The sequence below is a fragment of the Sphingomonas sp. Leaf357 genome, assembly GCF_001423845.1.
Taxonomy (GTDB): domain Bacteria; phylum Pseudomonadota; class Alphaproteobacteria; order Sphingomonadales; family Sphingomonadaceae; genus Sphingomonas.
Map to the genome: position 1 here is coordinate 1,342,770 of NZ_LMPM01000001.1, position 12,485 is coordinate 1,355,254.

At 65.6% G+C, this 12,485-nt stretch carries 9 protein-coding genes and 1 riboswitch; of the genes, 3 read left to right on the plus strand and 6 right to left on the minus strand.

The features are described 5' to 3' along the window. Positions 1 to 53: 53 nt before the first annotated feature. The 3 genes from ASG11_RS06235 to ASG11_RS06245 all read right to left on the minus strand — a co-directional run bounded on the left by ASG11_RS06235 (position 54) and on the right by ASG11_RS06245 (position 3,761). The gene (locus tag ASG11_RS06235; protein WP_055776563.1) at positions 54 to 842 is read right to left on the minus strand and encodes an acyl-CoA thioesterase; all 789 of its coding nucleotides are present in this window, start codon (positions 840 to 842) and stop codon (positions 54 to 56) included. A gap of 4 nt (positions 843 to 846) precedes the next feature. Next, complete coding sequence (metE, locus tag ASG11_RS06240) at positions 847 to 3,150, minus strand: 5-methyltetrahydropteroyltriglutamate--homocysteine S-methyltransferase (protein WP_055776566.1); 2,304 nt, start codon at positions 3,148 to 3,150, stop codon at positions 847 to 849. Positions 3,151 to 3,259: 109 nt separating this feature from the next. After that, a riboswitch (cobalamin riboswitch) is annotated at positions 3,260 to 3,478 on the minus strand. Between the two features lie 61 nt (positions 3,479 to 3,539). After that, positions 3,540 to 3,761 (minus strand): hypothetical protein, encoded by a 222-nt coding sequence (locus ASG11_RS06245; RefSeq protein ID WP_055776569.1) that lies wholly within the window; start codon positions 3,759 to 3,761, stop codon positions 3,540 to 3,542. A 393-nt stretch (positions 3,762 to 4,154) separates the two neighbouring features. On the opposite strand from ASG11_RS06245, the gene ASG11_RS06250 reads away from it, so the two are divergent. After that, a complete protein-coding gene (locus ASG11_RS06250) occupies positions 4,155 to 6,785 on the plus strand; it encodes a TonB-dependent receptor (RefSeq protein WP_201781287.1) in 2,631 nt (876 codons plus the stop codon). 178 nt (positions 6,786 to 6,963) lie between these two features. Here the strand turns inward: ASG11_RS06250 and ASG11_RS06255 are convergent, their stop codons facing one another. Together ASG11_RS06255 and ASG11_RS06260 are read right to left on the minus strand one after the other, a co-directional pair. Further along, the gene (locus ASG11_RS06255) at positions 6,964 to 8,301 is read right to left on the minus strand and encodes a sensor histidine kinase (protein ID WP_055776572.1); all 1,338 of its coding nucleotides are present in this window, start codon (positions 8,299 to 8,301) and stop codon (positions 6,964 to 6,966) included. A gap of 16 nt (positions 8,302 to 8,317) precedes the next feature. Next, positions 8,318 to 8,995, minus strand: coding sequence for a response regulator transcription factor (locus tag ASG11_RS06260; protein WP_055776575.1), 678 nt, complete (start codon positions 8,993 to 8,995; stop codon positions 8,318 to 8,320). A gap of 163 nt (positions 8,996 to 9,158) precedes the next feature. Between ASG11_RS06260 and ASG11_RS06265 the strand changes: the two genes are divergently transcribed. Both ASG11_RS06265 and ASG11_RS06270 read left to right on the plus strand, forming a co-directional pair. After that, complete coding sequence (locus tag ASG11_RS06265; protein WP_055776577.1) at positions 9,159 to 10,328, plus strand: isovaleryl-CoA dehydrogenase; 1,170 nt, start codon at positions 9,159 to 9,161, stop codon at positions 10,326 to 10,328. A gap of 115 nt (positions 10,329 to 10,443) precedes the next feature. Further along, positions 10,444 to 12,045, plus strand: coding sequence for a carboxyl transferase domain-containing protein (locus ASG11_RS06270; protein ID WP_055780411.1), 1,602 nt, complete (start codon positions 10,444 to 10,446; stop codon positions 12,043 to 12,045). 45 nt (positions 12,046 to 12,090) lie between these two features. Here ASG11_RS06270 and ASG11_RS06275 read toward each other — a convergent pair whose 3' ends face one another. Next, positions 12,091 to 12,420, minus strand: coding sequence for a GIY-YIG nuclease family protein (locus ASG11_RS06275; protein WP_055776580.1), 330 nt, complete (start codon positions 12,418 to 12,420; stop codon positions 12,091 to 12,093). Between the last annotated feature and the right edge of the window lie 65 nt (positions 12,421 to 12,485).

Genomic DNA, 12,485 nt, shown 5'->3' on the forward strand with positions numbered 1-12,485 from the left:
ATGGTCCTTCGTTGAGGATGTCTCATGATCAACGCCCCGATCCGGATTTTGGCTCAATCCGCCGGATTATTTTCCCCTGATCGTTGTGAGATAGCCCGTGATCGCCCGTCGGAGCCGACCGCAACCATGACGAATTCGGCCGATGCCGCGTGGCGGCGCTCCGCCGTCAGCAGATCCTCCGACCACAATTGCACGTCCACCCGCAGCGAACTGCGCCCGGCCATGCTGACGCGCGCGATCAGTTCGATCATCTCGCCCTCGCGGATCGGCGCGCGGAAATCGATCCGATCGGACGCCGCCATCACCATCACCGCTCTGGCATGGCGAGTCGCGGCGATGAACGCGGCCTTGCCCAGCATGCGCAGCGCATCGCCGCCGAACAGCGTGCCGTAATGGTTGGTCTGCGGTGGGAAGACCATGTCCATCATGTGCAGCGCGTCGTCGGCCGCGGGCGGTTCGGGCAGGATTGGGGGCAGGGGGCCGCAATCGTTTTTCGCCGCGACCAGGGTGAAGGCCCCGCGCGTGCACAGGCGCCGCTCGCCGCTGAGCAATGCCTCCGCCACCAGTTCGACCTCGACATCGCAGGACCGCGCCCCGACGCGCACGATCCGCCCGGTCGCCTCGATCAGTTCGCCCTTCAGAGCGGGCGCGGTGAAATCGATGCGTTGCGAGGCGGCGGTGACGAACGGCGCGCGGCCATGGCGCGAGGCGGCAAGGAACGCCACCTTGTCCATATGCGCCAGCGCCACGCCGCCGAACAGCGTGCCGTGATGGTTGGTGTCGCCCGGAAAGATCATGTCGATCAACCGGACGACGCCCGCCGAATGCGTCACCGCCGCCATCGCCTTACGCCTCGACCATCAGATCGGCGCGCAACGTCCGCGCCGCCGCGACCATCGCCGCGATCGCCGGCTTCACCTCTTCCCACTTGCGCGTCTTCAGCCCGCAATCGGGATTGACCCACAATTGGTCGGGATGGAGGTGAAGCTGGGCCAGTCGCATCAGCGCGACCATCTCGTCCTCGCCCGGAACGCGCGGGGCGTGGATGTCGTACACCCCCGGCCCGATCGCGCTCGGATAGCGATAGCGCGCGAAGCCGTCGAGCAGCTCCATCTGCGACCGCGCCGTCTCGATCGAGATCACATCGGTGTCCATCGCGCCGATCGCCGGCAGGATGTCGTTGAACTCCGAATAGCACATATGGGTGTGGATCTGGGTCGCATCGCCGACCCCCGCCGCCGAGAGCCGGAAGCAATCGACCGCCCAGTCGAGATAGTGCTGCCAGTCGCGCTTGCGCAGCGGCAGGCCCTCGCGCAGCGCGGCTTCGTCGATCTGGATCGCCTTGCAACCCGCCGCTTCGAGATCGGTCACCTCGTCGCGGATCGCGAAGGCGATCTGGCGGCACGATGCCTCGCGCGGTTGATCGTCACGCACGAACGACCAGTTGAGGATCGTCACCGGGCCGGTCAGCATGCCCTTCATCGGCCTGTCGGTCAGGCCCTGCGCATAGCGCCACCACGCGACCGTCATCGGTTCGGGTCGCGAAACATCGCCGAACAGGATCGGCGGCCGCACGCAGCGCGACCCGTAGCTCTGCACCCAGCCGCTGACGGTGAAGGCGAAACCGGCGAGTTGCTCGCCGAAATACTGCACCATGTCGTTACGTTCGAATTCGCCGTGGACGAGCATGTCGAGCCCGATCTCCTCCTGCCAGCGCACCGCGCGCGCGGTCTCCTCGCGCAGGAAATCCTGGTATTCCGCATCGCCCAGATTGCCGCGAACATGCTCGGCGCGGGCGTGGCGCACCTCGGCGGTCTGCGGGAAGGAGCCGATCGTGGTGGTCGGGAAGGCGGGCAGGTTCAGCACCGCCGCCTGCGCCGCGATCCGCTCGGGATGGCCCGACCGCCGCTCGCGCTGGTCGGGCGTGGCGGCGGCGATGCGCGCCGCGACCTTCGGATCGTGGATGCGCGGCGACACCTTGCGCGCGGCGGCGGCCTCGGTCGAGGCCGACAGCGCGGTGGCGACGCTGGCGCGGCCATCGTTGAGCGCGCGCTTCAGGATCGCGAGTTCCTCGATCTTCTGCACCGCGAAGGCCAACCATTGCGTCACCTCGTCGTCCAGCTTCCGCTCCAGGGCGAGATCGACCGGCACGTGCAGCAGCGAGCAGGACGGCGCGAGGATGAGGTCGCGCGTCGCGGCGATCGGGGCGATCCGGTCGAGCAGGGCCGCGAGATCGGCGCGCCAGATGTTGCGCCCGTCGATCACGCCCAGCGACAGCAGCAGCGATCTGGGCGCGCTGGCCAGCACGGCATCGAGTTGCTGCGGCGCGCGGACCAGATCGACGTGAAGCCCGGCGACCGGCAGCGAGGCCGCGAAGGACAGATTGTCGTCCAGCCCGCCGAAATAGGTCGTCAGCATCAGGCTGGGTCCGCTGCGCGACAGCCGGGCATAAGCGCGCGTCAGCGCCTTGCGCTGCCTCTCGTCCAGATCGAGCACCAGCACCGGCTCGTCGATCTGCACCCAGGCCGCGCCGGCATTGGCCAACTGCCCGAGGATGACGGTGTAGAGGCCCAGGACCTCATCGAGGAAATCGAACGGATCGACGTCGCGACCCTTGGCCAGGCTCAGCCACGTCACCGGGCCGAGCAGCACCGGGCGGGTCTCATATCCTTGCGCCTTGGCCTCGCGATATTCGTCGACGATCTTCAGCGTGTTGAGCGCCAGCTTCTGCCCGGCCTGCAGTTCCGGCACCATGTAGTGATAGTTGGTGTCGAACCATTTGGTCATCTCGCACGCCGTCTGGCTGGCATGGCCGTGGCCGCAATCGTCGCCCGCCCCGGTCGTGCCACGCGCCATCGCGAAATAGGTCGCCAGATCGGCCTCGCCATGCGCCGCGCCGTAGCGCTCGGGGATCGCGCCGAGCATCACGCTGGTGTCGAGCACATGATCGTAGAGCGAGAAGTCGTTGGAGGGCAGCCAATCGGCTCCCAGCGCGCGCTGGCGCGCCCAGGCGGCGGTGCGCAGGCCGGCGGCGGATTCGAGCAGGTCGGCCTCGCTCGATTTGCCCGACCAATAATTTTCGAGCGCGAACTTCAGTTCGCGGCGCGGGCCGATGCGCGGAAAGCCCAAGGTGGCGACGGTGACGGTCATTCTTCATACCCCGATGAGAAGCGGGGCAGAGACGGGACACGAGCAGGACGCGCGAACGGACAAGGCCCGGCCACGGCATGCAAGCGGCCAGCCCGGACACCCCGCCGGTGGACGTTATCGCGTCGGAGGCAGGTCTCCTGGCTCGCGGGTCGTCACGTCGGCCTGGCCTTCCCGACGGCTCGCACCGTCAGTGACACTCGATGGCCGCCGCTCGCCGCTTACAGTTGCGGGGGCAGCGCCGGCATTGCGCCCGTCAAGGCGCGCACCGGCTTCCCGTCTTAGCTCCGCGCATCCGCATGCACGGAGAACCTCGACCCGCCAAACATCCCAGCAACGGGGGACGGGGTCAAGGTGTCATATAAAGAAATCTTTATATGAGATCGAATAGATCAGGCGGCGACCTCGACCATGCAGGTCTTGGCCGGACCCTCGGCCAGCGCATCGGCAAGTTGCAGCAGGCCGTCCGCGCTTTCCGGGCAATTGGGGCGGGCCTTGGCCGCGGTCTCCTGCAGCGTCGAGACGATCGTCTTGACCGCGTGGCGATCGATCGTGCCGCTGCGGCGCAGGCCGATCAGGATGGCTTTCAGGGCGAGATGCTGTTCGCAGTGCACCGACTTTCTCCTAAAGGAATCGACCTCTGGCGGGTCATGTAACCGTCACAGGATATCACCCGAAAGCATTATGCCGCAAGATCATGTCGTTGGCACGGCGTCGGTCGATCGCTTGAACCGCAAGGGCAAGACTTTAATTTAAAGCCTGACCGATGTGACATTTTCTCAATAATACATCGATGTTATTTCTAGCAAGTCGTGTCATTGATGGCGGAGAGCTGATTTCTGCTGAAGATGAAGATAGTATTAAAAGAAGCTATACTTTGAAAATATGGATTATGACGCCAAAATAACCTTACAATACTATTTGTGTTACAGTCTTCGTAACAATCCTGACCCATATGCTGTGTAGCGGCCCCCGTAACGAGTTTCTAAAAACCAAAGGGGCTTCACATGCGTTCTCACTCCAACCTCCGGCTGCGTCTGTTGATCGGCACCGCGCTGATCGCCGCGACCGCGTCGCCGGTGTTCGCCGCCGAAACGCCGGTGGCCGCCCCGGCCGCCACCCCCGTGGCCGACCCCGTTCCCGCCGCCGATCCCGCCCCGGCCGGTGACGATCAGCTGAGCGAAGTCGTCGTCACCGCGACTCGCCGCGAGACCAATCTGCAGAAGACTCCGATCTCGATCAGCGTGCTCAGCACCCAGGCGATCGCGGATCGTCATGTGCTCAGCCTGTTCAATCTGGCCGACGGCTCGATCCCATCGCTGCGCATCGCGACGTTCGAGGCACGCCAGTCGGCGCTGACGATCGGCATCCGCGGGATCGTCCCGTACGACCAGAACCAGACCGCGCGCGACGGCGGCGTCGGCGTCTATATCGACGGCGTGGCGCTCGGAAAGACTCAGGGCCTGAACGCCGCCTTGTTCGATATCGAGCGGATCGAAGTGCTGAAAGGTCCGCAGGGCACGCTGTTCGGCCGCAATACCGAAGGCGGCGCGCTGTCGCTCGTGTCCAAGGCACCGAGCGGCGTGTTCGGCGGTCGCGTCACCGGCGGGGTGGGCAATTACGGTGCGCGCAATGCCGACGTGCATCTCGACCTGCCGGCCTTCCACGACATCGCGGTGAAGATCGACGGCGTGTACCAGCATCAGGACCCGACCGTGAAGGATCCGCTTTCCGGCTCCACCGGCTGGAACTATTACGATCGCAAGGGCGGTAGGATCGCCGCGCGCTGGCAGCCGGTCGACGGCTTCACCGCGGATTTCGCGTACGACTACGCGAAGGACGAGAACACGCCGCAATACAGCCAGCTGATCAACTACAATCCCAACGGCTATGCCGTCGGCACGTACAACGCCGCGGGCGCATTGCTGCTCAATGGCGTCGCCTGCGGCGGCACCATCGCCGCCGGCAGCACCAAGCCCATCTGCATCGCGCCGAAGGGGCCGTTGGTCGGCGTGCATCCCGAACGCCAGACCGTCGCCGACGTCGGCGTTCCCCAGCAGCCGAGCGTCGATATCACGCATGGTTTCTCGGCCAATTTGAAGTACAAGCTCGCACCGTGGATCGAGCTGCGCTCGATTACCGCATGGCGCGGCGTCAGCACCGATCAGTGGGATAATTCCGGCGGCCCGGAGCGCAGCACGTTCGCGCCCTTCGTCCCCAATACGGCCAATCCGACCGCCATCAACACGACCGGCACGTTCAGCCGCTACAGTCTGTCGTACCTCCGCCAGCACCAGTTCAGCCAGGAATTCCAGGCCGTCGGCAGCGTGCCGCAGTTCGATTACGTCGTCGGCGCATATTACTACACCGAACACGCGACCGAATATGCCGCGACGCCGCTCAGCAACCAGTGGAACAGCGACGGCACGGCCTATACCGTGCGCAGCCCGATCCCGGGCAATTCCTCCGCGATCACCAGCGCCAATTCCGGCTATCAGCAATACGATCCGTCGTGCAACAACACGCTGGGCGCAACGGTGCCCCAGTTCGCCAACAGCTGCCAGTTCATCACGCGCGCCAGCCAGGCCACGGACCACAATTACTCGCTGTTCGGCAATCTGACCTTCTCGCCGGAAGCGCTGGGCGACGTCGTGCACATCACGGCCGGCGGGCGCTGGACCAAGGACGATCGCCACGGCACGCTCTACGTCGTCAACAACCGTTCCGATCTGATCACGACCGGCGTCGTGTCGCCGTTCTCGTTCAAGAACAGCATCAGCCGGTTCGATCCGATGTTCAACATCGCGTTCGACGCGACGCCGGACGTCCATCTCTACGCCAAATATGCCACGGGCTTCCGCGCCGGCGGCGCCAACGACCGCTCGCTCCAGTTCAACGCGTTCGGCCCCGAATCGGTCAAATCGTACGAAGTCGGCGCGAAGATGGACTTCTTCCAGCATCGCGCGCGCCTGAACCTGGCCGGCTACATCATGGACCGCAGCAACACGCAGTTCGACTTCGACTATTTCGATACGAACGGTTCGAGCATCACCAACGGCAGCCATCTCGAGCAGACCATCAATGCCGGCAACAGCAAGATCCGCGGGATCGAAGCCGATCTCACGGTGAAGCCGGTCGACGGGCTGACGCTGGGCGGTTCCTACGCCTACACGTACTGGAAGGCGCCGTCGGCGGTGAGCCCGCTGGGCGGCGGGCTGCAGCAATTGTACATCGTCTATACGCCGAATAATGCCGCGTCCGGCACGATCGACTATGAAATCCCGGTCGGCGGCGACACGACCAAGGTGCGCTTCCACCTCGACGGCAACTACGCCAGCAGCCAGTACAGCTTCCAGCTCGAGCCGACCAAGACCGATGCCAGCTTCGTCGTAAACGGGCGCCTCGCGCTGGCCGATATCGCGGTGAACGATCACAACAAGGTCACCCTATCGGTATGGGCGCGCAACCTGTTCGACACGACGTACATCTATCGTCGTTCGGCGGCGAATTCGTCGCCGGTGCTGAACGTCGGCGCGAACGGTGCGCTGATATCGACCAATTACGGCGGCATCCTCGGCGATTATGCCAACTTCAACCCGCCCCGCACCTGGGGGCTGGAAGTGTCGGCGAAGTTCTAGAGCTTCCCGTCAGGCGATCGAGACAGGGTCCGGGCGGTGATCGTCACCCCCAGGGTTTTGTCTGCGACCGGGAGCTTGACGACTTTGGGTTGAGTCGCGGTGTTTTTGCATCGTCATTCCCGCTTTCGCGGGAATGACGGAGGATGAGCTTCAACCTCACGTCGTCATGCTCTAGGGGTCAACCCGCCAGGGGCAGTTTCACCACCGCGCGCAGGCCCGGCGCGGCATCCTCCAGTATCAACCGTCCGTGATGCAGCCGCGCGATCGCATCGACCAGGGTCAGTCCCAGGCCCTGCCCGGGCAGGCTGGCCGATGCCTCGCCCCGGCCGAAACGCCGCACCATCGCGGCATGCTCGCTCGCCGGGATCCCCGGCCCGTCATCGGCGACGATCACCTGCACGGATTCGCCGCGCACTTCCGTATCGACGGTGATGCGCGTGCCGGGCGGCGTGTGGCGGATCGCGTTCTCGATCAGGTTGACCAGCAACTGGCGCAGCAAGGCGACGTCGCCGCGCATCGCGATCGCCGATGCGACCGGCAGCACGAGCGTGCGCCCGGCATCCTCGGCCACCGCCTGCAATCCCTCGCCGACCTCGATCGCCAGCGCGCCGAGATCTAGGTCCGCGAAGCGCTCGCGCCGATGCCCGCCCTCCACTTCCCACAACCGCATCATGCTGGCGAAGACCTCCAGCACGTCGTCGGTCTGGGCCAGCAGATCCTCGATCTCGGCGGCCGATACCGGTGCGCTCCGGGACTGCCGCTGCAGCGTGGCGGTGCGCGCGCGCAGGCGGGCCAGCGGGCTCTTCAGTTCGTGCGCCACGTCCTTGGCGGCATGCTTCACATTGCCCATCAGCGCCTCGATCCGGTCGAGCATGCGGTTGAACGCGGCGGCCTGCCGGTCGAACTCGCTGCGGCTGCCGTCCACCGGAATGCGCTGGCGGATGTCGCCGGCGATCACCGCATCGACGGTCGCCTGCATCGCGCGCATCCGCGCCTTGATCGCGCGCCAGATGCCGATCGCGCCGCCGATCACGATCAAGGCGGTCGTGCCCAGACTGGCGAGCTGCACGCGCAGCAGCAGGGTATCGAAGCCGTCGATCACGTCGTTGTCGGACACCAATACCAGCGCTCCGCCGCCGTCGATCCGTCGCACCAGCGCGCGCCCGTGTGCCACGCCCGGCACCCGAGCCTCCGTTCCGAAATGCGAATAGCCCTGCGGCGGCATCCGGCGCAGATCGAGCTTGCCGGCTATGTGGCGTCCGGCTGGGTCGAAAAGAGCGTAATACAGGTCTGCCGTATCGTGATCCGCCTGCGCTGCCGCGATGCGCCCGGCCATCGCCGCGACATCGGGCGTGTCGCCCGCCACCGCCGCCGCCTCGGTCGCCAGGCGGCGATCGACCTCGACCCCCAGCGCATTGTGCGTGACGACGTAACTGGTGATGCGCACGACCACGAGCGCGCTCAGGATGATCGCGACGTACAGAGTCAGGATCGCCCGCAGCGAGCGTGGTCGCATCACCGTCGGGGCCGCATCACGGCACGCTTTTCAACATGTAGCCCACGCCGCGCAGCGTCACGATCGGATCGACCTCGTCGGCGGCGTTCAATTGCCCGCGCAGCCGGCGGATATAGGATTCGGCGATGTTGGTGGTCGGCTCGAAATCGTAGTGCCACACGTTCTGATACAGCATCCGCCGCGTGACCACGCTGTCGGCATTGCGGACAAGTTCGCACAGCAGCAGGAATTCCAGCTTCTGCAGGTTCAGCAGGCGGCCGCCCCGCGTGGCGCGGAACTTCACCTCGTTCACCTCGATATCGCCGGCGCGCATCACGCCCGAATCGCCGGCATGCGCGGTGCGCCGCAGAATCGCCTTCAGCCGCGCGTCGATTTCCGCCGGGGCGGCCGGCTTGACCAGATAATCGTCCGCGCCCGCCTCCAGCCCGGCAAGCCGCTGGTCGAGATCGCCGAGCGCGGTGAGCATGATGATCGGCACGCCGATCCGCCGCTCGCGCAGCAGCCGGGTGACGTCCACGCCGTCCACGAACGGCAGCATCACGTCGAGCAGCACGGCATCGAACTTCCCGTCGGTCGCCAGCGCCAGCGCGGCGCGCCCGTCGGCGGCGAGCGCGGTCTCGTGGCCCAGTTCCTCGACATCGGCCACCAGCTGCTTGGCGGCGCGCGCATCGTCTTCGACAATCAGCAATCGCATCGCTTTGGCCCCGCCCGGTGTTCGTGCAGCAATCACAGTTTTGACGCGGCGATTCAATGCCCCACCCGTGTCCCAGCCAAGTCCCCGCCACGCGAACGCATTCACTATTGTTGCGGGCATCGGGCGCACGGCCTAGACCGCCACCCAGAACAATGGAGAGAGCATGACCCCCGATTTCGATTTCGCGCTGGGAGAGACCGCGGACATGATCCGCGAGACCACGCAGCGTTTCGCCACCGACAGGATCATGCCGCTGGCGAAACGGATCGACGCCGAGGACTGGTTCCCGCGCGACGAGCTGTGGACGGCGATGGGCGAACTCGGCCTGCACGGCATCACGGTCGAGGAGGAATTCGGCGGGCTGGGCCTCGGCTATCTCGAACACGTCATCGCGTGCGAGGAAGTGTCGCGCGCCTCGGCCTCGATCGGGCTGAGCTATGGCGCGCACAGCAACCTGTGCGTCAACCAGATCGCGCGCTGGGCGAATCCGGAGCAGAAGGCCAAATACCTGCCCAGGCTGATCTCGGGCGAACATGTCGGCAGTCTCGCGATGTCCGAGGCCGGGGCCGGGTCCGACGTCGTCTCGATGAAGCTCCAGGCGCGCAAGACCGACAGCGGCTATGTCCTGAACGGCACGAAGTTCTGGATCACGAACGCGGCCTATGCCGACACGCTCGTCGTCTACGCCAAGACGGGGGAGGGCAGCCGTGGCATCACCACCTTCCTGATCGAGAAGGACATGCCCGGGTTCTCGATCGGCCAGAAGATCGACAAGATGGGCATGCGGGGCAGCCCGACCGCCGAACTGGTGTTCGACGATTGCGAGGTTCCGGACGAGAACGTCATGGGGCCGATGAACGGCGGCGTCGGCGTGCTGATGAGCGGTCTGGATTACGAACGCACCGTGCTGGCGGGCATTCAGCTCGGCATCATGCAGGCGTGCCTCGACGTGGTCGTGCCGTACGTGCGCGAGCGCAAGCAGTTCGGCCAGCCGATCGGCAGCTTCCAGCTGATCCAGGCCAAGATCGCCGACATGTACGTCGCGCTCAATTCGGCGCGTGCCTATGTCTATGCCGTGGCCAAATCGTGCGACGCGGGCAAGACGACGCGCTTCGACGCGGCCGGCGCGATCCTGCTGGCGAGCGAGAATGCGGTGAAGGTGGCGAACGAAGCGGTGCAGGCGCTGGGCGGCGCGGGTTATACCAAGGACTGGCCGGTCGAACGCTTCCTGCGCGACGCGAAGCTGCTCGATATCGGCGCGGGCACGAACGAGATCCGCCGGATGCTGATCGGCCGGGAGCTGATCGGCGCGAGCGAGAGGGTGGCGCAGTGAGTCCGGATAGCTGCCGTCATCCTGAACTTGTTTCAGGATCCACTCCTCCACTTGGAAAGCCAGCCATTGTTGCACGGTGGATGCTGAAACAAGTTCAGCATGACGGCGGTGTGTGGTGACCGCCCCGACCCTCACCACAAACCTCTCCCCCGACAGCGAGCAGTTCCGCGCGAACGCCACCCACAACCGGGCGCTCGCCGAAACCCTGCGCGCCGACGTCGCCCGCACCGCGCTCGGCGGCAACGCGAAGTCGCGCGAACGCCATACCGCGCGTGGCAAGCTGCTTCCGCGCGACCGGGTCGAACGGCTGCTCGATCCCGGCAGCCCGTTCCTCGAAATCGGCCAGCTCGCCGCGAACGGCTTGTACGACGACGAGGTCCCCGGCGCGGGCGTGATCGCCGGCATCGGTCGCGTCTCCGGCCGCCAGTGCATGATCCTGTGCAACGACGCGACGGTGAAGGGCGGCACCTATTACCCGCTGACCGTCAAGAAGCACCTCCGCGCGCAGGAGATCGCCGAGGCCAACCACCTGCCGTGCATCTACCTCGTCGACAGCGGCGGCGCGAACCTGCCGCATCAGGCCGAGGTGTTTCCCGACCGCGATCATTTCGGCCGCATCTTCTACAATCAGGCGCAGATGAGCGCGAAGGGCATCCCGCAGATCGCCTGCGTGATGGGCAGTTGCACGGCGGGCGGCGCCTACGTTCCGGCGATGTCCGACGAGACGATCATCGTGCGCGGGCAGGGGACGATCTTCCTCGCCGGGCCACCGCTGGTGAAGGCCGCGACCGGCGAGGTGATCTCGGCCGAGGAACTGGGCGGCGCGGACACGCACGGGCGCAAGTCCGGCGTGGTCGATCACGTCGCCGAGAATGACGAACATGCGCTGACCATCGTTCGCGACATCGTCTCGACGTTGCAACCGCAGCGCGGCGGCGACGTGAACCTCAAGGAACCGCGCCCGCCCAAGTTCGACGCCGAGGAACTGTACGGCGTGGTGCCGAGCGACGTCCGCGCGCCCTACGACGTGCACGAGATCATCGCGCGGCTGGTCGACGGCAGCGAATTCCACGAGTTCAAATCGCTCTACGGCACTTCTTTGGTCTGCGGCTTCGCGCACATCTGGGGCATTCCGGTCGCAATTTTGGCGAACAATGGCGTGCTGTTCAGCGAGTCCGCGCAGAAGGGTGCGCATTTCATCGAACTCGCCTGCCAGCGGCGCATTCCCTTGCTGTTCCTGCAGAACATCTCCGGCTTCATGGTCGGCGGCCGATACGAGGCTGAGGGCATCGCCAAGCATGGCGCGAAGCTGGTGACGGCGGTCGCCACCGCCACGGTGCCCAAGATCACCGTCCTGATCGGCGGCTCCTTCGGAGCGGGCAATTACGGCATGTGCGGCCGGGCCTACTCCCCGCGCTTCCTGTTCAGCTGGCCCAACAGCCGCATCAGCGTAATGGGCGGCGAACAGGCCGCCTCCGTGCTCGCCACCGTCCACCGCGACGCCGAAAGCTGGACCGAGGACCAGGCCGAAGCGTTCAAGGCCCCGGTGCGCCAGAAATACGAGGACGAGGGCAACCCGTGGTACGCCACCGCCCGCCTGTGGGACGACGGCATCATCGACCCCGCGCAGACCCGCGATGTGCTTGGGTTAGCCTTCGCCGCGACCCTCAACGCCCCCATTCCCGAACGCCCCGCGTTCGGGGTGTTCCGGATGTGATGCGAGATGAAGATGCCCACCGATCTCCGTCATCCTGAACTCGTTTCAGGATCCAGCGCGCCGCGAAGGCGAACAGAGCGGCTCGAGTCCCAGGCCCACCGCAAGATCGTCCCAATCCGGATTGTCGCGCTCGATCAGGTTCATCTTCCAGTCGCGATGCCACCGCTTCAACTGCTTCTCCCGCGCGATTGCCATGGGCATGTCGGCGAACATCTCGAAACGGACCAGCCGACATATACCGTAGCGCGCGGTGAAGCCGGGAATGCGGCCGGACCGATGCTGATGCAGGCGTGCCAGCAGGTTGGACGTCACGCCGATATAGATCGCACCGATCCGCCCGTTGGCGAGCATATACACGCAGGGCTGCTTGGGCATCGCGCACTCTCCACTCGGCAGCCTGCCGCAGGGTGGATGCTGAAACAAGTTCAGCATGACGGGAA

Excerpts from the sequence above, each read along its gene's own strand:
- ASG11_RS06235 (WP_055776563.1), bottom strand. The coding sequence starts at position 842 with ATGGCGGCGGTGACGCATTCGGCGGGCGTCGTCCGGTTGATCGACATG.
- metE (WP_055776566.1), bottom strand. The coding sequence starts at position 3,150 with ATGACCGTCACCGTCGCCACCTTGGGCTTTCCGCGCATCGGCCCGCGC.
- ASG11_RS06250 (WP_201781287.1), top strand. The coding sequence starts at position 4,155 with ATGCGTTCTCACTCCAACCTCCGGCTGCGTCTGTTGATCGGCACCGCG.
- ASG11_RS06255 (WP_055776572.1), bottom strand. The coding sequence starts at position 8,301 with ATGCGACCACGCTCGCTGCGGGCGATCCTGACTCTGTACGTCGCGATC.
- ASG11_RS06260 (WP_055776575.1), bottom strand. The coding sequence starts at position 8,995 with ATGCGATTGCTGATTGTCGAAGACGATGCGCGCGCCGCCAAGCAGCTG.
- ASG11_RS06265 (WP_055776577.1), top strand. The coding sequence starts at position 9,159 with ATGACCCCCGATTTCGATTTCGCGCTGGGAGAGACCGCGGACATGATC.
- ASG11_RS06275 (WP_055776580.1), bottom strand. The coding sequence starts at position 12,420 with ATGCCCAAGCAGCCCTGCGTGTATATGCTCGCCAACGGGCGGATCGGT.